The organism is Nocardia vaccinii NBRC 15922, from assembly GCF_001613305.1.
GTDB lineage: Bacteria > Actinomycetota > Actinomycetes > Mycobacteriales > Mycobacteriaceae > Nocardia > Nocardia vaccinii.
Genome location: NZ_BDCC01000004.1, coordinates 24,055 through 46,635, shown reverse-complemented (window position 1 = coordinate 46,635; position 22,581 = coordinate 24,055). Strand labels below are relative to the sequence as shown.

Annotated in this window: 27 protein-coding genes and 1 tRNA gene; 20 read left to right on the top strand and 8 right to left on the bottom strand. The window is 67.0% G+C overall.

The genetic code is table 11. From position 1 onward, the window contains the following. Positions 1 to 46 precede the first annotated feature (46 nt). The 5 genes from NV1_RS00845 (at position 47) to NV1_RS00825 (ending at position 3,992) form a co-directional block, all read left to right on the top strand. A complete protein-coding gene (locus tag NV1_RS00845; RefSeq protein WP_067884464.1) occupies positions 47 to 271 on the top strand; it encodes a hypothetical protein in 225 nt (74 codons plus the stop codon). Continuing rightward, on the top strand, positions 258 to 554 hold the full coding sequence (locus NV1_RS00840) for a hypothetical protein (RefSeq protein ID WP_067884463.1): 297 nt from the start codon (positions 258 to 260) through the stop codon (positions 552 to 554). The genes NV1_RS00845 and NV1_RS00840 overlap by 14 nt, the downstream gene beginning before the upstream one ends. 117 nt (positions 555 to 671) lie before the next feature. Further along, complete coding sequence (locus NV1_RS00835; RefSeq protein ID WP_067884461.1) at positions 672 to 992, top strand: hypothetical protein; 321 nt, start codon at positions 672 to 674, stop codon at positions 990 to 992. A gap of 276 nt (positions 993 to 1,268) precedes the next feature. Further along, the gene (locus tag NV1_RS00830; RefSeq protein ID WP_067884459.1) at positions 1,269 to 2,555 is read left to right on the top strand and encodes a lipase family protein; all 1,287 of its coding nucleotides are present in this window, start codon (positions 1,269 to 1,271) and stop codon (positions 2,553 to 2,555) included. Between the two features lie 321 nt (positions 2,556 to 2,876). Then, a complete protein-coding gene (locus NV1_RS00825) occupies positions 2,877 to 3,992 on the top strand; it encodes an alkane 1-monooxygenase (protein WP_067884457.1) in 1,116 nt (371 codons plus the stop codon). Between the two features lie 51 nt (positions 3,993 to 4,043). Here NV1_RS00825 and NV1_RS00820 read toward each other — a convergent pair whose 3' ends face one another. The 3 genes from NV1_RS00820 to NV1_RS00810 all read right to left on the bottom strand — a co-directional run bounded on the left by NV1_RS00820 (position 4,044) and on the right by NV1_RS00810 (position 5,012). Continuing rightward, positions 4,044 to 4,361 carry a DUF732 domain-containing protein gene (locus tag NV1_RS00820; protein ID WP_067884455.1) on the bottom strand — a complete coding sequence of 106 codons (318 nt, stop codon included), beginning with the start codon at positions 4,359 to 4,361 and terminating at the stop codon, positions 4,044 to 4,046. A 159-nt stretch (positions 4,362 to 4,520) separates the two neighbouring features. Next, a complete protein-coding gene (cutA, locus tag NV1_RS00815; RefSeq protein WP_067884501.1) occupies positions 4,521 to 4,847 on the bottom strand; it encodes a divalent-cation tolerance protein CutA in 327 nt (108 codons plus the stop codon). 94 nt (positions 4,848 to 4,941) lie between these two features. Next, positions 4,942 to 5,012, bottom strand: a tRNA-Gly gene (locus NV1_RS00810). 824 nt (positions 5,013 to 5,836) lie between these two features. Between NV1_RS00810 and NV1_RS00805 the strand changes: the two genes are divergently transcribed. From NV1_RS00805 to NV1_RS00780, 6 genes are read left to right on the top strand one after another with little or no spacing between them, the layout of a single operon-like run. Beyond that, a complete protein-coding gene (locus tag NV1_RS00805) occupies positions 5,837 to 6,166 on the top strand; it encodes a WXG100 family type VII secretion target (RefSeq protein ID WP_067884453.1) in 330 nt (109 codons plus the stop codon). Further along, complete coding sequence (locus NV1_RS00800) at positions 6,166 to 6,459, top strand: WXG100 family type VII secretion target (RefSeq protein ID WP_067884451.1); 294 nt, start codon at positions 6,166 to 6,168, stop codon at positions 6,457 to 6,459. Before NV1_RS00805 ends, NV1_RS00800 begins: the two co-directional genes overlap by 1 nt. Beyond that, entirely contained in the window at positions 6,440 to 7,537 is a 1,098-nt protein-coding gene (locus NV1_RS00795) for a hypothetical protein (RefSeq protein ID WP_067884448.1), read from the top strand. The genes NV1_RS00800 and NV1_RS00795 overlap by 20 nt, the downstream gene beginning before the upstream one ends. A 37-nt stretch (positions 7,538 to 7,574) precedes the next feature. After that, the gene (locus NV1_RS00790; protein WP_169813267.1) at positions 7,575 to 7,907 is read left to right on the top strand and encodes a hypothetical protein; all 333 of its coding nucleotides are present in this window, start codon (positions 7,575 to 7,577) and stop codon (positions 7,905 to 7,907) included. 46 nt (positions 7,908 to 7,953) lie between these two features. Further along, complete coding sequence (locus NV1_RS00785) at positions 7,954 to 8,493, top strand: hypothetical protein (protein WP_067884444.1); 540 nt, start codon at positions 7,954 to 7,956, stop codon at positions 8,491 to 8,493. Between the two features lie 35 nt (positions 8,494 to 8,528). Next, the gene (locus NV1_RS00780; RefSeq protein ID WP_157116364.1) at positions 8,529 to 9,320 is read left to right on the top strand and encodes a hypothetical protein; all 792 of its coding nucleotides are present in this window, start codon (positions 8,529 to 8,531) and stop codon (positions 9,318 to 9,320) included. Between the two features lie 20 nt (positions 9,321 to 9,340). Here NV1_RS00780 and NV1_RS00775 read toward each other — a convergent pair whose 3' ends face one another. Both NV1_RS00775 and NV1_RS00770 read right to left on the bottom strand, forming a co-directional pair. Next, positions 9,341 to 10,153, bottom strand: coding sequence for a hypothetical protein (locus tag NV1_RS00775; protein WP_157116363.1), 813 nt, complete (start codon positions 10,151 to 10,153; stop codon positions 9,341 to 9,343). A gap of 70 nt (positions 10,154 to 10,223) precedes the next feature. Next, on the bottom strand, positions 10,224 to 10,604 hold the full coding sequence (locus tag NV1_RS00770; protein WP_067884439.1) for a hypothetical protein: 381 nt from the start codon (positions 10,602 to 10,604) through the stop codon (positions 10,224 to 10,226). Between the two features lie 145 nt (positions 10,605 to 10,749). Between NV1_RS00770 and NV1_RS00765 the strand changes: the two genes are divergently transcribed. The 8 genes from NV1_RS00765 (at position 10,750) to dcd (ending at position 18,480) form a co-directional block, all read left to right on the top strand. Continuing rightward, a complete protein-coding gene (locus NV1_RS00765; RefSeq protein ID WP_067884437.1) occupies positions 10,750 to 11,295 on the top strand; it encodes an SLATT domain-containing protein in 546 nt (181 codons plus the stop codon). Between the two features lie 75 nt (positions 11,296 to 11,370). After that, positions 11,371 to 12,363: a ketopantoate reductase family protein gene (locus NV1_RS00760; RefSeq protein WP_067884436.1), complete on the top strand. Its 993-nt coding sequence runs from the start codon at positions 11,371 to 11,373 to the stop codon at positions 12,361 to 12,363. Positions 12,364 to 12,654: 291 nt separating this feature from the next. Then, the gene (locus NV1_RS00755; RefSeq protein WP_245713495.1) at positions 12,655 to 13,647 is read left to right on the top strand and encodes an alpha/beta hydrolase; all 993 of its coding nucleotides are present in this window, start codon (positions 12,655 to 12,657) and stop codon (positions 13,645 to 13,647) included. A gap of 2 nt (positions 13,648 to 13,649) precedes the next feature. After that, positions 13,650 to 14,558, top strand: a complete 909-nt coding sequence (locus NV1_RS00750; protein WP_067884432.1) for an SDR family NAD(P)-dependent oxidoreductase — start codon at positions 13,650 to 13,652, stop codon at positions 14,556 to 14,558. A gap of 1 nt (position 14,559) precedes the next feature. Continuing rightward, positions 14,560 to 15,480 (top strand): reductase, encoded by a 921-nt coding sequence (locus NV1_RS00745; RefSeq protein ID WP_067884430.1) that lies wholly within the window; start codon positions 14,560 to 14,562, stop codon positions 15,478 to 15,480. Continuing rightward, a complete protein-coding gene (locus NV1_RS00740; RefSeq protein WP_067884427.1) occupies positions 15,477 to 17,015 on the top strand; it encodes a flavin-containing monooxygenase in 1,539 nt (512 codons plus the stop codon). The genes NV1_RS00745 and NV1_RS00740 overlap by 4 nt, the downstream gene beginning before the upstream one ends. A gap of 82 nt (positions 17,016 to 17,097) precedes the next feature. Then, entirely contained in the window at positions 17,098 to 17,895 is a 798-nt protein-coding gene (locus NV1_RS00735) for a MerR family transcriptional regulator (protein ID WP_067884425.1), read from the top strand. Positions 17,896 to 17,904: 9 nt separating this feature from the next. Further along, entirely contained in the window at positions 17,905 to 18,480 is a 576-nt protein-coding gene (dcd, locus tag NV1_RS00730; RefSeq protein ID WP_067884423.1) for a dCTP deaminase, read from the top strand. A gap of 9 nt (positions 18,481 to 18,489) precedes the next feature. Here dcd and NV1_RS00725 read toward each other — a convergent pair whose 3' ends face one another. From NV1_RS00725 to NV1_RS00715, 3 genes are read right to left on the bottom strand one after another with little or no spacing between them, the layout of a single operon-like run. Beyond that, positions 18,490 to 18,687, bottom strand: a complete 198-nt coding sequence (locus tag NV1_RS00725; RefSeq protein ID WP_067884421.1) for a hypothetical protein — start codon at positions 18,685 to 18,687, stop codon at positions 18,490 to 18,492. Between the two features lie 18 nt (positions 18,688 to 18,705). After that, a complete protein-coding gene (locus NV1_RS00720) occupies positions 18,706 to 19,254 on the bottom strand; it encodes a YdcF family protein (protein ID WP_067884419.1) in 549 nt (182 codons plus the stop codon). Positions 19,255 to 19,276: 22 nt separating this feature from the next. Then, on the bottom strand, positions 19,277 to 20,857 hold the full coding sequence (locus tag NV1_RS00715) for a S53 family peptidase (RefSeq protein ID WP_067884417.1): 1,581 nt from the start codon (positions 20,855 to 20,857) through the stop codon (positions 19,277 to 19,279). Positions 20,858 to 21,134: 277 nt separating this feature from the next. Between NV1_RS00715 and NV1_RS00710 the strand changes: the two genes are divergently transcribed. Beyond that, positions 21,135 to 22,457, top strand: a complete 1,323-nt coding sequence (locus tag NV1_RS00710) for a UDP-glucose dehydrogenase family protein (protein ID WP_067884415.1) — start codon at positions 21,135 to 21,137, stop codon at positions 22,455 to 22,457. Positions 22,458 to 22,581: the final 124 nt, after the last annotated feature.

Here is a 22,581-nt window from a genome sequence, read left to right as displayed (position 1 = left end):
TGCCAACAGTGTTCGTTTCGGGCGATTCGGCGGTACGATAAATGGTATGGCTACCCGTAAGGTGACGTTGTCACTCGATGCGGCGGCCTGGTCGTTCGCCGAGCAGGCCGCGGAGCGTGCGGGCATGTCCCCGTCCGCGTGGATATCTCGCGCCGCCCGGCGCGAGGCGGTGCGCACCGGCTGTGGTCCGGTGCCCGATCCGGCCGCCGCCGCGGCCGCCGACGAGGCGGAACTGGCGGCCGCCGAGGAGTTGATGCGTGCGCAGGGGTGAACTGTGGAGCTACAACCCGCACGGTTTGCCTCGGCGGCGCAACGTCGTCCTGATCTCGAGTGACGGCATCAACGAGTCGCCGCGCCCCTGGCTGATCGCCGCCGAACTGCTCGACGAGGATCCGCAGGACATTCTGGCCGTGTCGATTCCCGGCCACGGCTGGGTGCACGCGGGCAATCTGGGCCGCATCTATCGAGGCTGGCTGGCCGAACGCATAGATTCCGTCGAGGACGACACGCTGGAGCGTCTGGATACCGCACTGCGTGCCGCGATGGATCTGTAGCGGCCCGGATTGTGGATTGTCACCTCGGACTGTCCTGAAGCGGTGGGATACGGCAGTATCACCACGGCGGTTGTGTGTTGCCGCCGTAGCCGTATTTGACGAGAATCGAGGAATCAGTTGAGGATTACGCTGATCGCCGCCGCGTTGGTCGCTCTGCCCCTGCTGGCGGGCTGTGGTTCCAGCAACGCCCAGCCGGAGGTTACCCAGGCGGATCTGTCCAAGGCGTTGCAGAGCAGCGGTCTGAACGACCCGAAGCTGGCCGACTGTGCCGCGAAAATCTATGTCGGCGAAGGCATCTCGCAGGACGGCCTGCGCCTGATGACCAAGCCCGGCACCGACACCAACAAGCTCGACTCCAGCACCATGGGTCTGAGCAAGGACGACGCGGCCAAGGCCAAGTCCGCCACCCAGAAGATCCTCACCGACTGCATCAAGTAGTTCGAATCCTCCCGGCCGGGCGCGTTCGGTGCGCGGCCGGGTGGCGCGCCGGTTGCTTTCCATTGGGAGGCAACCGGATTAAATCTCCCCCATATTCGATTCGACGGCTGCCCGGCTCGAACGGCGATCTCCGGAGCCGCGGGCCCGAGATGTCCTAAGCTGTGACTTCGGTAACCCCTATAGCGGGTGTGCCTGATTTCTGCGCTCGAACACGGATTCGGTATCCGATCTGGATCCAGCTCGTTCTGGACAACTCAATCGCAGAAAGGATCGAATATGAGGAGCGGTAAACGCGCCTGGGTCGCGGCGCTGGCAGGAACCATCATCGTGGTCGGCGGCGGGGCGATCGTCGCACCACAGGCGTGGTCCGCGCCGACGACACCGCAGTCCAGAGGGACTCTGGGCTCCATCATTCAGGCCGACACGTCGCAGGTGACGTTGTCGGCGCCGGGATTGCCGGGGACCGTCGCGGCGAGATCGACCCGCCTCACCTACGCCAGCAGCACCACCAACGACTCGCCGACCACGGTGGTCGGAACATATCTGGAGCCGATCGCTCCGTGGACCGGCCCGGGGGAGCGCCCGCTGATCGCGTACGCGGGCGGCACGCAGGGCCAGAGCGATCCGTGCGCACCCTCGGCGATGCTGTCGCAGGTGGTGCGGTTTCAGCCGCCCGCCGACGCGATCGTGGAATACGACATCCTCCCGATCTACCAACTGCTGTCCCGCGGCATGGCGGTGGTGATGACCGACTACCACGACATGGGCGCACCGCCGATCCACGACTTCCTGAACCGCAAGACACAGGGTTACGCGGTGCTGGACTCCGCGCGCGCCGCGTTGCGGTTGCCCGGCAGCGGCTTGAATCCGCGCTCGCCGGTCGTGCTCTACGGCTACTCCCAGGGCGGTATGGCCTCCGGCGCCGCGGCCGAACTGCAACCGAAGTACGCCCCGGAATTGAATGTGCGCGGCGCATATGTCGGAGCGCCCCTGGTGGATCCGGAGTCCTATATCGGACACGCCGACGGCCGCCCGGGCGTCGCACCGGCCATCGCGTGGATTCTCAACGGTATCGCCGCCGATTATCCGGACACCCGCCCAGCCCTCGACGCCGCGCTGAACGATACGGGAAAGGCGATTCTGCGCGACTCGATCGGCAAATGCGGCGGGGGCCTCGGCAGTTCCTTCACGCAGCCGCAGGACACGTCCCGATGGACGACCAGTGGACAACCGCTCACGGCCGTGATCGACCGCACGCCGGCATTGAAGAAGGCATTCGACGAGCAGCGGCTGGGCGGACTCGCCCCGGGGGTGCCGGTGCGCGTGTACGCGGCTCGGAACGACGATGGCATGCCCTACGCGCCCGTCCGTGGTCTGGCCGCGAGTTGGTGTGGTCGCGGCACGGCCGTGCAGTTGCAGGCGGACCCGTCGCTGCCGCCGATTACCGGCGTCCTCGGCACTCACGACCTGGCCTTCTTCCCGTCCATCGCCGACTCGCAGCAGTGGATCACCGATCGCCTGGCCAACGTCCCCGCCCCGGTCAATTGTGCAGCGCTGCCGTAGGTACCCGATCGCTTTCGGCATGTCGATATTCCGGTGCGGGTAGCGGAGACCGCTGACCGCACCGGATCACGCCGGGCAACGGGCCGGTCCACGGGCTGAATCGCCGTGGCCCGGCCCGCCGCGCGTCCAGGGTGGAAAGTCTTCGGTTCCGCATCGAATGAATTTCCGTCGCACAACGAAAAATATTCGGTCGTTCACTTTTCCGGCTATTCGTTGGCAGGCGTCAGCGGGGCGGATACCGTCTGGGGACTCGGAGCGCTACCGCTGTCATCGGGCATGTCTGGGAATGATCGGTTGCCGGTTGGGTAAAGCGAGACGGTTATGACGGATATCGAACGCACATCTGTGCGCGATCGTAAACGTTATCTGTGGGTGCTCGGTACGATAGCGCCCGCATCCGCGCTGGTGCCGGCGCCGCTGGTGAGCCTCACGGGATCCGAGCTGTTCTGGTGGATCGGACCGATCTTCGTGCTGGTGGTGGTACCGATACTGGATGTCACGGTGGGGTGTGACAGCGGCAATCTGCCCGAGCAGGATTACGAGGTCTTGGCCAACGATCGTTACTACCGTTGGTGTACATACCTTTTCCTGCCGATCCAGTTCAGCGGGCTGGCTGTCGCGGGATATCTGTGGGCCGGCCCTCAGCTGAAATTCGTCGACAAAGTGGGGTTGACCGTGACGTTGGGGGTCGTCTCGGGTATCGGCATCAATGCGGCCCATGAGCTCGGTCACCGGGCCGAACATCTCGAACGGTGGCTGGCCAAGATCGCACTGGCACAATCCGTGTACGGGCATTTCTATGTCGAACACAACCGCGGGCACCACGTCCGCGTCGCCACCCCCGAGGATCCGGCGAGCGCGCGGTTCGGTGAATCGCTGTGGGAATTCCTGCCGCGCAGCATTCTGGGCGGCTTCCGCTCGGCGCTGTCCTTGGAGCGCGAACGCCTGTCCCGCAGGGGGAAGCGATGGTTCAGCTACCAGAATCATCTGCTTCAGGGTTGGTCATTGAGCGCCGTGCTGTTCGGTGCGTTGATACTCGCCTACGGGTACGTCATCATCCCGTTCCTGCTGTTGCAGGCCTTGATCGGCATCGGATTGCTCGAGACGGTGAACTACCTGGAGCACTACGGGTTGAAACGGGCCCGTCGCGCGGACGGCCGGTACGAGCGATGCTCGGTACGCGACAGTTGGAACAGTGACCGCCTCGTCACCAACGTCTTGCTGTTCCACCTCCAGCGCCATAGCGACCACCACGCCAACCCCGGCCGCCGCTACCAGACCCTCCGCAGTCCCGAACAAGCTCCGCAGCTGCCGTACGGCTACGCCACCATGATGCTGCTTGCCGCCATTCCGCCGCTCTGGCGCGCGGTGATGGATCACCGCGTGCTGGCTCACTACGGCGGCGATATCGCGTTGGTGAATATGAAACCGCGATGATGAACTGCGGAAGGTGGCCTCGACACCGGTGCCGATGCCCGGTCGGCGCCGCTACCGATACTGCGGGCAGAGCGCGTCGGCGGATGCGACGACCCAGGCGGCGGCCTCGGAGCCGGACAAGGAGGGGTCTTTGCGCTCGAGAATCCCCATCGCATCGGTCTTGCTGTTGCCCGCCGCGAGATCGTCGCAGATGCTGTAGCCCCGCTGGACCGCGCTGTCGCGCTCCGCGGGCGTGTTCTGGCTGTAGCCGAGTTTGTTCAGATCACCGAGAAACCGGCCGGGATCCGCGGACGCCGCTCCGGCCAGGGCGACGACAGGACAAATGACAGCGACGGCGATCGCGGCGATACGCCCGGTAATGCGATTCATAATTCCCCTTGTGCGGTGGAGCTTCGATTGTCTCGGCTGCTGCGGCCGCGCGGGACGCGCCTGATTCGTGCTCCGACCGCCCCACCGACTCTGGTATGCGGCGAACCGGCCCGAAAGGGACTTTCGTCGTCGATCCAGGGGAGGTAAGGAAATCTACCGCTACTCGCCCGTGGCGCGCTCGACCCATTCGGCGTAGCTGTCCGAACACCATTCGATCGGCGTCGCGGTGACTTCGGGGCTGTCCCACGGGTGCAGTTCCGAAATGCGCGATGCGAGGCGATCACGAGAACTTGCCGAAGTACGCAGTGACACACGCCATTCGATTCCCTCGCCGATTTCGCCCAGATGCCGGAACACCGAAAAGGCGGGCCCGATTATTTCCGCGCCCGCGGCGAGCCGCTCGGCAACCGCGGCCCTCCCGATATCCCGCGCGTCCTCCCGAGTGGGCGTTGTGGAGGTAACCGTCCATACCCGCGCTGTGGCCATGGCCGCCACGATAGGTCACAGTGCCGGCCACACCGGCCTTCGAGGGTAACTGACCTGCGGGTGTATCGAAGCTGGTCGAAGAAGGTTTTCGGAGAGCCGGTGACGGGAATCGAACCCGCACTCTCAGCTTGGGAAGCTGATGTTCTACCACTAAACTACACCGGCGTTCGGGGCCCATTGGGCCCGGTGAGAAGATAGCAGACGGGCTCGGCGGATGCCCAACCTCCCAGGTAGAAGGAGTGGCCGGGCGGGCGCGGGGATGTATGCGGCTGGCCGTTGCTTGGGAAGGTGATGTCCGACTTCCGAACTGCGCGACTGCGTTGTCGCCGTCGCCGCGGTGGCGCGCTGAGCGCGGCTCGGAATCCGAGTCTCCAGTTAACGGCGTTGACCTGACCTTATGAGCGGGCGCAGCGTGGTTTGTGTGGCTCTTTGCGGTTCCGACGCCATTCGCCGTCGATCGGTGTGGACTTGTCCAAGTGCGTTGGGGCGCGCAGTTTTCCCCCGATTTCACCTGAATTCGAGGTCGCTCGACGTCTTCGAAGTCAAGGGTGTACCTATAGCCGCGGCTTGTGACTGCTGTCAGCGATCGGATGGCAAGTCCAGTGACCGGACGCCATCGGGGACCGGTCTGTCGATGGGGCATGGGTTGACCAAATCCAGAATTTGATTGGGGCGCAGTCGGTTTCGCGTGGCGGTGCGGGGTGGGCCGCTAGCGGCGGCGCTCTCCATGACGCTGATGGTCTCGGAAGTTGACGATCGCCTCGGGACGGGCGGGGGGTTTCCTCCGCGGATAGGGCGGCTGCGCAGTGCCACCACTGCCGCGTTTGCTGGTGAAGTAGGCCCTGAGCGGCGCTACGTGCATGGTGGCCCGGTTTCGCCGGGAACCACGCTTGATGGCGGCTCGTACCGATGGCGGCTCGTCATGTCGCGGCACCATTAGCGTCCTATAGTCGAGTCTGTGCGCTCGCACGATCGAGAGGGGGAGGCAGATGGCGGATCGTGTCGATGTGGGTCCTGATACGTTGCGTGCCACAGCGGATTGGGTGGACAGGCAGGCCGAGGACTTGATCAACGCGGTGGACACCCACATGCGTGCGGTTCACGCATTCCTCGGAAGTGACTGGCAGGGCACCGCCGGCGGTTCCCATGAAAGTCCTTGGGCCGATTGGGAAGACGGCGCGCGCCGGATCATCGCCTCGTTCACCGCCGATGCTGGTGCTCTCCGGAGCGCGGCTGGTGGCTATATGACTACCGATGACAGTTCGGCGCAGGCGATCGTACGGTCTGGTTCGAGCCTGGATCTTCCCGAGGTGTCGTAGTGGCGGCCGAATACCGTGTGGATCTAGACGGCCTGCAACGCCTGATCGACGATACGGCCAAGCTGGAAACCACGATCGAGGATCTGGCGGCCGAGATCGATAAGGGCATCGAACAGCTGCATGTCAGCTGGACCGGTGCCGCCGCCGAAGCTCACCGAGCAGCCCACACCAACCGCATCGCGGCAGCAACCGAGATGCGAGAAGCGCTGAGCGCGCTGCGGGGCAAGCTCGCTGCCGCTCACGCGGCGTATCACCAGGTCGGGCCGACCAACCATGAAATGTGGCCTCAGTGAGTCCGGCCCCGACATCGCCGGTGATCTGCTGGCCCTCGGCCACGGCCACATCGCCCTCGTCGTGGACGAGTACAGTGCCACCGACGACAACGGCGTCGGCGCACATGCGTACCTGATGGTCAACGAGTCCGGCGCGATCAATGTCGTGGATCCCGGATTCGATGTGACACACGGGTTCCCGCCGCAACCGCGGCGCGGACTGTCGGCTACCCACGCTGCCTTCTACAGCCCCCAGGGGTATCCCGCCTATCCGATCGCGCACCAGCAGGATCCGGCAGTCCCGCCCGGCTCCCATCACGGGCTCGTCGGCGGCGACGGCGTTCGACGCTTCCACATCGACGAGCAGGGGGATGCGTTCGGGCACAGCCGTCTGCGCACCTGGCACCGGCAGCCCCCGCAGGTGCGCGCCGCCCTGCATGCCTACGAGAAGGCGTCCCTGGTCGATTCCGTTCTCCGGCAGAACCTCTCGGATGCCGAACTCGCCGACCTGGTCGTCCGGCTCCGCTGGAGCAGCGCGATCCTGCGGACACTCGCCGGGCCCGAGGGGGGTCCGCCCGAGCTGACCGCGCTGTATGCCCGGCGAGGCGAACTGCTCGCCGATGGACCCGGAACCCGCGCGGCGACAAGGGAACTGCAGGCGCTGAACATCGTCCCGGACGATCCGCGGCCGGCGGCCCGATGGGAGCAGATCCAGCAGGACGCCGAAACCTTCGACGAGATCGCCGCGGTGCACAGCGAACACTTCGGCCGGAGCTTCGGCCCGGAGACGATCCGCCATCAGATCGCCCAGCTCGATCTCGCGACCACGCACGTATTGCCGCTGACCGAGCCGATCCGAGTCATCCGGGGGCTCGACGACATCGGCTTCCTCGCGACCGACGCGCACGGCGGTTACCTCAACGTTCCCCAGCGCGAACTCGGCTTCCTGTCTACCTCGGTGGCATCGTGCGCGAGGCCGCTGGTTGACCGAGCATCTGACCGCGATCCACGAGAGCAGCCAGCAGATGCGGGCGCTGCGGCATTTCGCGGAGGCGGAGCCGACTGTCGAATTGTTCGAAAGTCGGCTGGCAGAGCATGACCGGACGCTCGAGCGGGTCATTCCCAACGGGCCCATCGTGGGGACGTTCGGGGTCGAGGATGTGTCGTCGTGGATCGCCGTGGACGGGAAGCCGCTCGGCAGCCGTGGTCCGTGGTTCCTGATCGGCAGTGAACAGCGGGAGCCGGGATATCTGGAGTTGTCTCTGGGGTCGGACTATCTCCAGGGTGATTTCCTCGTCCATGTCGCACTGCCCGCGGGATCGCACGGGCTCTGGTTGAACGACCCCACCTCCGGCCACCTGCCGTGGCTGCGGCTCCCGCGCGGAAGCTCCCTGCGCGTCGAGCGGATTCGGCCCGACGATTCCGAATCGGTCCTGTTCCACATCGACGCCGTACTGGTGTCGCGGTGATAATTCACGGTAGGCCGGAAACTCGACGACGGAAGAGGCGGGCTCGATGCAACTGGAGACCGAGGAGCAGGTTCTCGCGTATTTGGCCGAGGTGTTCCCCATGCCCCGCGAGGTGTCGCTGTACCCGGGCGAATTCTGCTGGGTGTTCCAGGAGGTGCTCACGCGGGAGGAGACAGCGGCCGGGCTGGGATTCGGGCGGGAGAACCGTGTGGTCGACAAGCGCACCGGGGTGATCACCGCACACCCGAGCCTGCACCCGATCACGATCGGCGAGCGGTACGACGAGCAGGTCCGCGAAACCGGTGCGGCACAAGGATTTCAGGTCTACCCGCCGCAGTGGGCAATCGAGGTCGAGCGGATCACACAGCAGCCGGACGAGGTCCGGTACCGGGTGCGCGGTCGTTCCCTGCTCGATGCTCCGGCCGGTCCGCCGGTCGAACATCTGCTGACGATCGATCCGAGGACCCATCACTACCGCACCGACACCGAGACGATCCACGACATCTGCACGCACGCCGTGACGTGGGCCTTCGAGTTGGAGCGCACTACCGGACAGTGGCCGCCGGCAGCGAACTTCCGGATCTGATCACACGCAAGGGACACAACAGGTTCGGAGTAATCATGACCAGCGGCACACCTACCGGCTATCAGCACTGGACCCGCCTGCCCGTCGTTTACCTGCCGGTGTACCGGCGCGGTGCGTTGATCGGCTGTCTGTGGGCGTCCCCGAATCAGCACGCCGCGGGTTTCGAGCGGCGACTCGCGGTGGCCGGTGCGGATCTGGACTGCCTGATCGCCTGGGAGACGAGATTGACCGAGTCGGCCGCGACCGGGCTGACGCCGCGTGCCGCGATCGAGCGGTGGATCGGCGCACCCGAGGATACTGTCGCCGGAATCGTTCCGGCACAGAGCATTACCGCCGAATCGCCGAGCCTGACCTGGTTGTGGGAGCAGCTCAATCCGGACGGCCCGCCCCTGGGCGAGGGCCCGTTGATCCAGGACGGCACATATCCCGACGGCACGCCGGTGGATCGGGAGCAGGGCTGGGGTCCGCTGGTGAGCGCCCCGCTGGAGAGCTACCCGTCCGAGACCGACGCACCGGTCCGATATCTGCCGGTTCGGCTGAATTCCGTTGTGGTCGGGTATGTCTGGGCCGCGGTCACCGACGATGCGGCCGGATATCTGCCGCGCGCGCAGGCCGGGCGCACCGGTGAGATCGCGGCGGGCCTGTGGCAGTTGCGATTCAGCGATGCCTACCGCGCCGGACAGCCGGCCACCGACGCGTTGCGCAGGCTTCCCGGATTCGCCGCGGATCGGCTGTCCGGCATCGCCGGCCCCGGCGCCGCCGAGGACCTGGCCTCCGGCCTCACCGAGCTACGACGACGCGCCGCGGCGGCAACGACGGAGCCGTAGCAGCCCGAACCCGTGGATTCTCACCAGGTTCCGGTCAGACCGTAGGCCGACAGGATCGCCTCCAGCGGGGGATTGAGTGCCGGTTGCAGGACTTCGGTGCCGTCGTCGGCGGTGGTGATGAGACCTTTCGGGTGCGACCGCCTGGATCGGCGCAACCAGACGGCCCAGCAGGTCCACTCGCTGCCGTATCGCGATCCGTACATCACTCCGTGAGCGAGCGTCCCGTCGTAGAGAGTCACCGGCCAGATGCGGGTCGCGATCGCGGTGGTGATCCAGCGGGCGGGGCCGCGCAACTCGGCGACGGTGAGGTCGGTGACTCCGTTTTCGATGAGCGTTCTCGGTGCATATGTGGTGCTGATGGCCGAAAGGCTCGCCGCGGCTTCGATGTCGATGAACCATCCCCTGGCGGGCAGGGTGATTCGATAGAGCCGCAGTGCGGTCAGCCACATCAGGTCGACCTCGCCGGGGGAGCGGTATCCGGAGCTCCGCCATTCCTCGCGGATCAGTGATTCGAGCTCGTCGTTCTCGCCCACATCGTCGAAGTAGGCGATCGCCCGCCGCGGCAGCTTGGGGCGCAACGGCGCCAGCAGCTCACCGTAGGCGCCTTCCATCGTGCCGGCCGCATATATGGTCTGCTGCCCCTCGACGTCGTATCTGTTCCAGTCGTCTCGTTCGTCCGGACCGGACGGAATGCGTCTGCGCGGATTGAGCGGGCCGTACACGGGTTTGGCGAGGCGGAACACCTCGCGGCGGGAGGAGGAAACGAGCGCCAGGCCCGTCTTGGGGCATCTGCGATTGGTACCGGCGCCGGAGTGGATATCGCTGACGGACACCACCATTCCCCCTTCGTCCGAGTCGACACCGATAAGGGGATGGTATCGAAGGGGGAATCGCGGGTATCCGTCAGTCGTCCGAGTGGCCTGCGAATGTCACTGCGGCAGTGATCACTTCACGATACCGACCGTCCCGGATCGCGATGGCGGGCGAGTCCTCTCCCAGATGCGGGTTCGCGCCGATGAACCACGCTCGCGTCACGTCCGCACCTTCGGTGCGCGACAGAATGCTCCAACATCGGTGGGCCACCTGTAGGCGAGTGAGCGCGGCGTCGCGGGGACGCGGCCCGTCCGACTGCGACCACTTGTAGGGCAGTTTGCGATCGCGCACGCCGGCGACGAGCGCGACGAGTGTCGGCCCCAGATTGTGAACGAGCTGACGCGACAACTCCGAGGTGGGCAGCCGGGACGCCGCCACATGACTGGCGACGGCTTCGTGTGGTGCGCTCATCGCCCTCACAATCCTCGATGGGTGAGCCTGCCTCACCAGAAATGCGTTCCTATCAGGATAGCTCTGAATGCCACCCAAATGCAACCATTTGTGCTACTTTCAGTCCACTGTACAGCACCGTGTCACTCTTCTGAACAGGGAATACATGTTCAAGCCTCGCCGGCCCGACCGTGAGCCGAGCAGAGCTCGCTCCTCCGGGCTGCACAGCCCCGAGTCCCCGCCGGCGGGGGCCGACACGCTGGCGATCAGCCTCCACTATCTGACGTTCTACCGGAACGAATACCAGCGCTCCCGTGTCGTGGTGAAGACCCGGGCCAAACGCGTCGTCGTGTGGACCGCGGTCGCCAACGGCCTGATCGCCGTGGTCGGCGCGGCGGTGGCGGTGTTCCAAGCCCCCTGGCTGGGCCTGGCCAGCACCGCCCTGGCCGCCTCGATCGGGGTGCTCACCGCGTGGGACGGCCTGTACCGGCATCGTGAGATGTGGGTGCAGCGCAGCGTGATTCTCGGCCAGCTCCAAGCACTCCTGCGGACCACGGAACTTCGTCGCGCGGAAGGAGGCGACCACGACGCACTCGCCCGCGAGACCATGCGGCACCTCAACGCGATTCTGGAAGAGGATCTCGAGGCGTGGACCTCGCTGCGCCGAACGCAGTCGGCGCCGCATGAACGCGACACTGCCCCAGCCGAATAGCCATCCGCGCGGGTCCGATGGCCGAACACCCGGCCGGAGCCGCCCTGGGGCTCGATCGCACCTAGCATCGCCGATATGCGATACATCATCATCGGGGCGGGTGCGGTCGGCGGTGTCATCGGCGCGCGACTGATTCAGGGCGGCAACGACGTTGTGCTGGTCGCCCGCGGCGCGCATCTGGCGGCCCTGCGGGACAACGGGCTGCGCCTGGTCACGGTCGAGGGCGCCGAGACGCTGCCGGTGCACGCCGTGACCGATCACGCCGAACTCGGCGAATTACGGGCCGACGACGTGTTGCTGCTCGCGGTGAAATCGCAGGACACCGCGGCGGCCCTGACACAGTGGGCCGCCGCGCCCGTGGCGGGCGGCGGGGTCGCCGCGGACCGGCTGGCGCTGGTGTGCGCCCAGAACGGGGTGGAGAACGAGCGGGTCGCGCAACGGATCTTCCGCACCGTGTACGGGATGTGCGTGTGGTTGCCCGCGACGCATCTGGAACCGGGTGTGGTGGTCTCGCATACCGCCCCCATGAGCGGCATCCTGACGCTCGGCCGCTATCCGCACGGAAGTGATTCCACGATAACGGAATTCGGTGAGCATCTGGCGTCGACGGCTTTCCTCGCCCCGGTCGTCGAGGATGTCATGCGCTGGAAGTACGGCAAACTCCTCAACAACCTGGGCAACGCCCTGATGGCCCTGCTCGACGACAGCGGCGAACCGGCGCAGGACCTGTGGCAGGGCGCCCGCGCCGAGGGCGAGGCGGTGCTGGCCGCGGCCGGGATCCGCTATGCCGACGAGGCGGAACGTCAAGAGATACAAGGCGATCGGATGCAGTTGCGGCAGATCGAGGGCGTCCCGCGACTCGGCGGCTCGACGTGGCAGAGCCTGGCCCGCGCGACCGGCTCGGCCGAGGTCGACTACCTCAACGGCGAGATCGCGCTGCTCGGCCGCCTGCACGCGGTACCGACCCCGATCAACGACCTGCTCCAGCGCCTGGTCACCGAATACGCCCGCGATCGTCGCGAACCCCGCGACCTGGCCCCGAGCCGGTTGCGCGCGATGCTCGGCTGAACGAGCCCGGTCGCCGAGAGCCCCCGGCGGCCGGCCACGAGTCCGACTGCGGTCCCTGCCGCATCGGCTGGATCACCCATGCCCAGCGCATCGGACAGAACATGTTCGCGCAGGCGCACCCCTGGTGTGAGTCGACCGTCGGCTGCCTCGCCGCGCAGGGCGTCGGCTACGCGTTCGGCTGTCGCGGGGACGAGTTTCGGCGCCGGCCGCGCGATGAGGGCCGCTGGCGCGGAAAAAGGAGGGCATGAATGTGCCATTGACAACTGGCACATTCGCTGTGATGCTCGAAGTATGACGAGTACAGGGTCAATGGGGACCCCTGGCGCCGGACTGCCGAGGGCTGCGTCGATGCGGGCGCAGGTCGCGGCGGTGGCTTCAGTGGCCGGGTTAAGGCAGGTCAATGGGCTGTTGCCCGCGAATCGGGCGGGGATCTGGGCGGGACGCGGGCTGATCGCGGCGGTGATGGCGGCATTCGGGCCGACGTTGCCGGGCACGTCGGTGGTCGAGGTTCGCTCCGGTGGCCTGCGCGGGGAATGGGTGCGGGCGGCCGGGGTGGAGCACGGTGAGCGGGCGATCTACTACATCCACGGCAGCGGGTACGTGGTGTGTTCGGCGCGCACCCACCGCGGGCTGGCCTCGCGGCTGTCCAAGGCGACCGGACTGCCGGTATTTCTCGTCGACTATCGACTCGCGCCCGAACACCGGTTCCCGGCGGCGGCCGACGATGTCGCGGCCGGATATCGGTGGCTGCTCGAAAAAGGCTACCGGGCAGAGGATCTGGTGATCGGCGGTGATTCCGCGGGCGGGCATCTGGCCCTGGATCTGTTGCTGCACAACGACCGCACGGGCATCGTGCAGCCCGCGGGGGCGTTCATGTTCTCCCCACTGATCGATCTGACGCTCGCGCTCGCCGAACAGCAGGACCGCCGCCGCCCCGACCCGATGGCTCCCGCGCGGGCCGGTCGTCGGCTCGTGCGGCTCTACACCCGCGGGCAGTCTCCGGCCTCGCCGCGCCTGCGGTTGGACATCGTGGCCGGTACCGCGCTGCCGCCGCTGTTCGTGCAGGCCAGCGCGGAGGAGATGCTGTCCGGCGACGCGCGACGGCTGCGCGAGATGGCCGTCGCGGCCGGGGCTCGCTGCGAGCTCGAACTGTGGCCCGGCCGCATTCATGTCTTCCAGGCGTTGCCGCTGCTGGTTCCCGAAGCCGGGCCCGCACTGCGCCGCACCGCGAATTTCGTCAGCTCCGCACTCGCGGAGACTGCTGTCCGGGAACGGGTGAGCTGATCATGTGGATACTCGACGATCTGATGGCCGCGCTCGGCGGCGGCCGCCGCTCGCACGGCGCCAAGGCCGTGGTGACCGGTGCGGGCAGCGGTATCGGTCGCGCCTTCGCCCTCGAATTGTCTGCTCGCGGTGGGGAAGTGGTGTGTGCCGACATCGACGAGGCGCGTGCGCAGGAGACGGTCCGGATGATCCGGCGCAGCCACGGACGCGCGGCGCATGCGGTCGGGTGCGACGTCTCCCGCCGCGAGGACGTGGAGAGCCTGGCCATGCACGCGGAGCTGATCTTCGGCGGACCACCCACCCTGGTGATCAACAACGCGGGCGTGGGCATCGGCGGAAAACCTGTGGGGGAGATAGGTTTCGAGGATTGGCAGTGGGCGCTGGGCATCAATATGTGGGGTGTGGTGCACGGCAGCGAGATCTTCGTCCCGAGGCTGCGCGCGGCCGGACGCGGCGGTGTCATCAACGTCGCCTCGGCGGCCGGATTCGCCGCCGCGCCCTCGATGGGCCCGTACAACGTGTCCAAGGCCGCGGTCATCTCGCTGTCCGAGACGATGGCCGCGGAACTGTCCGGCAGCGGCGTCGCGGTGACGGTGCTGTGCCCGACCTTCGTGCGCACCAACGTCGCCAAGGACGGCCGCATCACCGCGGCCTCCCAGCAGTTGGCCGAAACCCTCATGCGCTGGACCGGTTTCACCCCGGAACAGGTGGCGCGCACCACCCTCGACGCCAACGACCGCGGCCGGCTGTACGTCCTGCCGCAGCTGGACGCGCAGCTGATCTGGCACCTCAAACGCTACTTCCCGGCCCTCTACACGCACGCCCTGGGTGTGCTGAACCATCTTCTGCCGCAGGATGTTCCGACATCGAGCCGGGCGGCGGACGCCAATGATACGAAGACAGGAGTCTGAGATGTCCTTCGACTTCGACGATATGCTGGTCAAGATCAAGTCCCGGCAGTGGGCGCTGGTCGATATCGATTGGGACGCACCGGGAGCCGAGCTGATCGAACCCGATCTGCACGCCCGGTTGAAGCCTTTCATGGCCGATCTCATGTGGATCGAGAACGTCGGCGCACGGGGTTTCGCGGCCATGGCCAAGAAGGCTCCGACCGAAACGCTGAAGGAGATCTACCGGTACTTCCACGCCGAGGAGCAGCGGCACGCCAATGCCGAACTGGCCCTGATGCGGCGCTGGGGCATGCTCGACGGTGACGAGATTCCGGAGCCGAACGTCAACGTCAAACTGGTGATCGACTTCCTGGACAAGTATTCCGACGGGATGTCGCTGTCCTTCCTGGGCACCGTGATCCCGATGCTCGAGGTGGCCCTGGACGGCGCGCTGATCAAATTCATCACCGACGAGGTCGCCGATCCGGTCGCCCAGGAGGTGTTCAAGAAGATCAACAATGACGAATCACGCCATCTGGCAACCGATTACGCCGTCATGGACCTGCTCGGGCACGCGCCGATCCGGAAACTGGCGATCGACATGGTCGGCGGATGGATGAAACCTTCGCTCATCGTCGGAACGCTGAGTTACATTCCGCTGCTGAACAAGATGCGCGACAACATCGTCGCGATGGGCGTCGGCGAGGAGAAGCTGTACGGCGCGATGCGCCGGTACGCGAGTGTGGGTGAGCGCAGCGCCTTCGCGCGGCGACTGCCGATGTACCAGTTCGTCAGGATGCACAGCGGCTGGGTCGTCGACCGTTCCCACCCGTATCACCTTCTCGCCGACGCCATGGTGAAGCTGACCGCGCACTACCCCAGGGTGTTGCTTCGGCCACAGCCGACGTGGTCGAAGGAACTGACCTACGAGCCGGTCGCATGAGCGGGTCGAGCGGGTCGCCGCGGGGCGAGGCGCAAACCCTGGACGTGGCGATCATCGGGGCCGGTTTCGCGGGGATCGGCACGGCGATCAGGTTGCGGCAGAAGGGGATCGGCAACTTCGCGCTCTTCGAGCGGGGTGACCGCGCCGGCGGTACCTGGCGGGACAACACCTATCCGGGCGCGGCGTGCGATATCCCCTCACGGCTGTACTCCTACAGTTTCGCGCCCAATCCGAACTGGTCGCGGACCTATTCCGGCAGTGCGGAAATTCTCGGGTACATCGACACCATGGTCCGGGAATTCGGGATCGGGCCGCGAATCCGGTTCGGCCACGACGTGACCGGCGTCGACTACGACGAGAGCAGCGGCACCTGGACGCTCGGCTTCGCCGGACAGCGCCGAAAGGTCCGGGCGCGCAGCGTCGTTCTCGCCTCGGGCCCGCTGGCCAATGCGAGCCTGCCCGCCATCGACGGTATCGAGACCTTCCAGGGGCACAAGATCCACAGTGCCCGTTGGGATCACGACTACGATTTCACCGGTAAGCGGGTGGCCGTGGTGGGCACGGGCGCCAGTGCGGTGCAGATCATTCCGGAACTCGTCCGGCAGGCCGGATCGGTCAAGGTGTTCCAGCGCACGCCCGGCTGGGTGTTGCCCCGCGTCAACCGGGAGATCAACGCGCTGACCAGGCGGCTCTACCGGCAGGCGCCGATCACTCAGTCGCTGGCCCGCGAGGCGTGGTTCTGGGGGCACGAGTCCGTCGCGCTGGGCGTGGTGTGGAATACCCCGCTGACCCGGGTGGTCGAATCGGTTGCCTTGCTGCACTTGCGAACTCAGGTGCGCGATCCGTGGCTGCGTCGGCAGCTGACCCCGGACTTCCGGGCCGGATGCAAACGCCTGCTGATGAGCAGCGATTACTATCCGGCGTTGCAGCGGGACAACTGCACGCTGGTGACCTGGCCGATCGCCGCGATCAGCCCGCGGGGTATCCGGACCGCCGAGGGGATCGAGCACCGCTTCGACTGCATCGTGTTCGCCACCGGTTTCGAGGTGTCCAAGACCGGTTCGCCGATACCCGTCACCGGCCGGGACGGCCGGGGGCTCGCGGATGAATGGCGCAGGGGCGCATACGCATACAAGAGCGTGACGGTCGCGGGGTATCCGAATCTGTTCCTCACCTTCGGGCCCAACTCCGGTCCCGGACACAATTCGGCCCTGGTCTACATGGAGGCCCAGATCGATTACCTGACCGATGCCATCGGCCTGATCCTGGACCGGGATCTGCGCGCGCTCGAGGTGCGGCGGGATCGGCAGGACCGCTACAACGCCCGGCTGCAACGCCGCCTGACCGCTACCACGTGGAATTCCGGTTGTCGCAGTTGGTATCTCACCGATGACGGGTTCAACGCCACCATGTACCCGGGCTTCGGCACGCAGTTCGCGCGGGAGCTGGCGCGGGTGGATCCGGACGACTTCGTCCTGACACCGGCGGCGCACGCGCCGGGTGAGCGGCGGCCGGTGACCACGGCCACCGGTTAAACTCGACGGAGTACGACGCCCGCGCCGCGACCGCGGTCCGGGCGTTCCGATGCCTGGCAGCGAAGGGAATGGAGATCCTCGGATGGCGGAATACCGCATCGACGATCTCGCCCGGGCCGCCGGGACGACCTCCCGCAATGTGCGCGCCTACCAGGAGCGCGGACTGCTGCCGGTGCCGGTCAAACGCAGCGGCCGCGCCTTCATATACGACGATTCCCATCTCGAGCGGCTGAAGATCATCGATGCGCTGTTGCAGCGTGGCTTCACCACCGCGCATATCGCCGACTTCATCACCAGCTGGGAGACCGGAAAGGATCTGACCGAGATCCTCGGCCTGCAACACGCGGTGACCGCGACATGGGGTAAGGGCGAGACGCTCGAGGTGCCGCGCGAGCTGGTCTCCACCGTGCTCGGCGAGCAGGACACCGGGATGCCCGATCCGGATCTGCTGGCCCGCCTGAGCGAACTGGGCCTGGTCCGGCTGCACGAGGAGACCGTCGAGTTCACCGAACCCGAACTGCTCACCACCTTCGCCGAGCTGCACGGATACGGTATCGGCCTGCGTCGCCTGCTGGATCTGTACTCGGCGGTGATCAGCCGGGTCGACGATATCGCCGAACTCATGGTCACCGCGGCGAAGGACCACCTGGTCGCCGAGCACGGCCCCGGCTGGCTGCCGGAGACCAACGCGGAGATCGCCGAGACCACCCAGATGCTCAACCACCTGCGCGAACTGGGCGTCACCGCGGTGCACACCAGCCTGGCCCAGTCCCTGGACCGGGTGTTGCCCTCCGAACTGGGGGACTACCTCGCGACGGCGGCGCTGCGGCGCGCAGCGGTCTCCAGCACCCTCAACCCGGGCGCGGTGGGTCGCGACTAGGATTCCAGCGTGCTGCTTTCCGATCGCGACATTCGTGCCGAGCTGGCCAGTGGGCGGCTGGGGCTGGAACCGTTCGAGGAGAGGCTGGTGCAGCCGTCGAGTATCGACGTGCGGCTGGACCGGATGTTCCGGGTGTTCAACAACACTCGCTACACCCACATCGATCCGGCGCAGCGCCAGGACGAGCTGACCAGCCTGGTCGAGCCGACCGAGGGTGAGCCGTTCGTCCTGCATCCGGGCGAATTCGTGCTCGGGTCGACGCTGGAGGTGTGCACCCTGCCGGACGATCTGGCCGGGCGGCTCGAGGGTAAGTCGAGTCTGGGCCGCCTGGGGCTGCTCACCCACTCCACGGCCGGATTCATCGATCCGGGATTCTCCGGCCACATCACCCTCGAACTGTCCAACGTCGCCAATCTGCCGATCACCCTGTGGCCGGGGATGAAGATCGGGCAGCTCTGCCTGCTGCGCCTGACCAGCCCCGCGCAGCACCCCTATGGAAGCAGCGCGGCCGGATCCAAATACCAGGGTCAGCGTGGTCCCACACCCTCGCGGGCCTACCTGAACTTCCCACTGCCCAAGCCCTGAGTGACCGGTTCAGTGCCCGATCAACGACAGACATACCCCCGCGGCCGGCAGTGAGCCGGTGAGGCTCACGCCGCCGCGGTACAGCCCGTTGGCGCCCTCCGGGAATGGGTCCGACCCGCCCGGTGGTGACGTCGGGTAGAGCGCGGGCTGGATCAGGCCGACGCGGGTCTGCGGCAGGTCGGTGATCCGGGTGCCGCACGAGGACACATGCGAACGGCGGGACCATCAGCAATTCTCGGTGACGGCCTTGACATATCCGGCCGATTGATAGAAGAAGTTGTACGCCCACCGCCACAACGAGATGGGGGGATGCGTGTCGACCATGAGAATCCGGCCGCCCCAACACTTTTCGAGCACATAGCGGGCCCGCGAGAGGTGCGGGGTGAACGTCACCACGATCACCCGCCGCCAGTGCTCCGCCCGGGCCCGTTCGGCCAGCGCGCGCCCCTCCCCGAGCGTGGTGCGCGGATCCGGGTCGAAGCACTCCACCTCGACCCGGTACCCGCCGTGACAGATCCGGTTCATCAGCGGGCTGTGCTCGTACGGGTCCGAGAACAGCACCAGTGGCGCGTAACCCTCCCGGGCCAGCCGCAACCCCAACTCCTCGCGCCCGTCGTGCGCACCGCCGAGGACCAGGATCGCATCGGCCCGCGCGGGCGAATCCACCTGCGGCCGAACGTATACCGGCCACAGCGCGGCCACCGCGACCGCGACGAGAACGAGCACGGCGAGCACGACCCGCCTCGTTCCGGCTCCGCCGCGACGCTGTGACATCCGCCGATCGTAACCAGAGCGGTCAGTCGGTCCCGTAGATCAGGTACTCTCGCACGACCTCGAGCAGCTCCTCGCCATGCGGGACGCCCAGCCCGGTGCACGCGTCCCATCCCGCACCTGCGCGGTACAGCCCGTTGGTGCCCTCCAGGATGTCCCGGAATCCGGGTGCGACCCGCCCGGTGGTGACGTCGCGGTAGAGCGCGGGCTGGATCAGGCCGACGCGGGTCTGCAGCAGGTCGGCGATCCGGCAGATCAGGGCCGCCCACAGCGGTGCCGAGGCGCTCGTGCCGCCGAAAACCGCGTTCTGACCGGCGAACCGGACGATATAGCCGGTGATCGGGTCGGCCACGGCCGCGACATCGGGGACACCCCGACCGGTGCGGCCCTCGCGCGGCGGCACACCGGCACGGGCCTGCCAGGCGGGCAGTCCGAAGGTCGCGCTGACCCCGCCGCCTCCGGCATTGCGGAAGCCGGGGCCGTGCCACACCGACTCGCTGTCGACCACCCGGGTGTGCTGGTCGGCGAACAGCGTGGTGCCGCCGACCGCCAGGACGTGCGGGCTCGACGCGGGAAAGCTGACATGTGGGCCGGGGTCGGGGTCCTGCGAACGGCTACCGTCGTCGCCGGAGGAAACGCAGACGGTGATGCCCAGCGCCGCCGCATCGGCCAACGCCGCGTCGATCGCGGCCAGCGCCTGCCCGGTCCAGGACTCCTCGGGCAGTCCGTAACTGATGCTGATGACGGTGGGGGTGGACTCGGCGAACGTGGCCGCGGCGAGCGCGTCGAGGATGCCGCTGTCGGACCATGTCGAGAAGTACACCCGGAGTTCGGCCCCCGGCGCCACCGCGCCCAGCACCTCGATGTCCAGCGCCGTTTCCCCGGCGGCCGGTGCGGTGTTACCGCCGTTCTGCGCGCCGTCGACCGACACCGAGGTGATCTTCGGCTCCGCGATGCCGAGTTCCTGGAAGTAGGCGGTGATATCGGCGGGATCGAAACCGCCGTCGAATTCGAGGATCGCGGCGCTCTGCAGCTGCCCCTGCGCATCGGGGAAGTGGTAGATCTGAGCGAGCAGGGGTGGTGTGTACTGCGTGTGGTCCGCCGTGGTCGTATCGGCGGCCCGCAGATGCGGCCGCAGTTGGGGGCGGTCGTCGAGGCCGAGCACGGCGGTGACGATGCCTTCCAGCGCGGCCGGCGTGTACAGCTCGCCCGTGCGCATCCGGTGTTCGATCCGTCCCTCGCCGATCGGATGCGGTGCGCGCACCCGCACCAGCTCGGTGTCGAACAGCCGCTGCGCCACCGCCGCCGGCGCCGCGGCCCGGATGCGCCGCGATCCGGGATCCTGTTCCAGGATCGTGGCGCCGGCCGATTCCAGCGTCGAGACGACCAGTTCCAGATCCGCGGGGTCCGCACCGTACTGTTCGGTGAGTTCGCGGGCGGACACGGCACGCGGGCCGGCGACCAGGTCTGCGGGCAGGGCCGCGCGGCGGCGCAGCACCACCGTGAATTCGACGGTCGAGGCGGGATCGACCGGGCCGAGGGATTCAGCTTCGGTGAGTGCGGTACGCGCACTGCCGGGTAGTGCGGCGGGGGCGACAGCGGGCATCAGCGGATTCTCCGTTCACACGAAATATGAAGGAGTAAAGCCATTTTCGGATCCCCCCTCACGACAGGACCTCAGGGTAGCGCAACCGGCGGCAGGTGCGGCCCCGATCGGTGACCCGGGTTCGGTGCGCTCGTTTCGGCCGGATTGCCGTCCCGTGTCCACCCGGATTCCGTCGCGGACGGCGGCGAACTGGTGGTTTCCGCCTATACATCTGATGTTGCCCGGGCACTTGCCTCGGCGATGCGGCGCGGCCACGAGGGGCGCTTACCAATGGAATATGCGTCTCACGGTTTTCGGGACTGGGTATCTGGGGGCCACACATGCCGCGTGCATGGCCGAGTTGGGGCACGACGTGGTGGGCGTCGATGTCGACCCGGGGAAGGTCGCCAAGCTCTCGGACGGGGTGACCCCCTTCTACGAGCCCGGACTCGAGGAGGTGCTGCGCCGCAACCTCGACGCGGGGCGGCTGCGCTTCACCACCTCCTATCCGGAGGCGGCCGATCACGCCGACGTGCACTTCCTCGGCGTGGGCACCCCGCAGAAGAAGGGGGAGTACGCCGCGGATCTGAAATATGTTCACGCCGTGGTCGATTCGCTAGCCCCGCTGATCGAGCGGCCCGCGGTGATCATCGGCAAATCCACGGTTCCGGTGGGTACCGCGGCCGAACTCGGCGCCCGCGCCCGGGCCGCGGCGACCGCCGAGGTCGAGGTGGCCTGGAATCCGGAATTCCTGCGCGAGGGCTTCGCTGTCCAGGACACCTTGCGCCCGGACCGGTTGGTGCTCGGCCTGGACTCCGCGCGCGAACGGGCCGACTGGGTGGCCGGACTGGTCCGGGAGGTCTACGCGGATCTGCTCGAGGCCCAGGTGCCGTTCCTGCAGACCGACTTGGCCACAGCGGAATTGGTGAAGGTATCCGCCAATGCCTTTCTGGCGACGAAGATCTCGTTCATCAACGCGGTCTCGGAGGTGTGCGAGGCGACCGGCGCGGATGTCACGGTCCTGGCCGACGCGCTGGGCTACGACGCTCGCATCGGCCGACGATTCCTCAACGCGGGCTTGGGATTCGGCGGCGGCTGCCTGCCCAAGGACATCCGCGCGTTCATGGCTCGCGCCGGTGAACTCGGCGCGGATCACGCGGTGGCGTTCCTGCGCGAGGTCGACAACATCAACATGCGCCGCCGGACCAAGGTGGTCGACATGGCGGCGCAGGCCTGTGGCGGATCGCTACTCGGGGCGAACGTCGCCGTCCTCGGCGCGGCATTCAAACCCGAATCCGACGACGTTCGCGATTCACCGGCGCTCAATGTCGCCGGAATGATTCAACTGCACGGCGCGGTGGTGAGTGTCTATGATCCCAAGGCTCTGGAGAATTCGCGTCGAGTATTTCCGACATTGAATTACGCGACTTCCGTGGCGGATGCCTGCGATCGCGCGGATGTGGTTCTGGTGCTGACCGAATGGAAGGAATTCACCGCATTACGCCCCGAGGATCTGAATCCGGTGGTTCGTTCCCGGTCGATCATCGACGGTCGCAACTGTCTCGAACGCGCCAGGTGGCGTGCGGCCGGATGGGTGTACGCGGGGCTCGGCACGCCGTAGCCTGTCTTCAGGGGCAAGGTACAGTGGCCCGTACCGCGTGACGTGAGTGACAAGGGTTGGAGCTTGCGTAGAACCCAGCTTGCGTAGCGGTCCGCCGCGCACGTCGTGGAGTGTGAGACGAGAT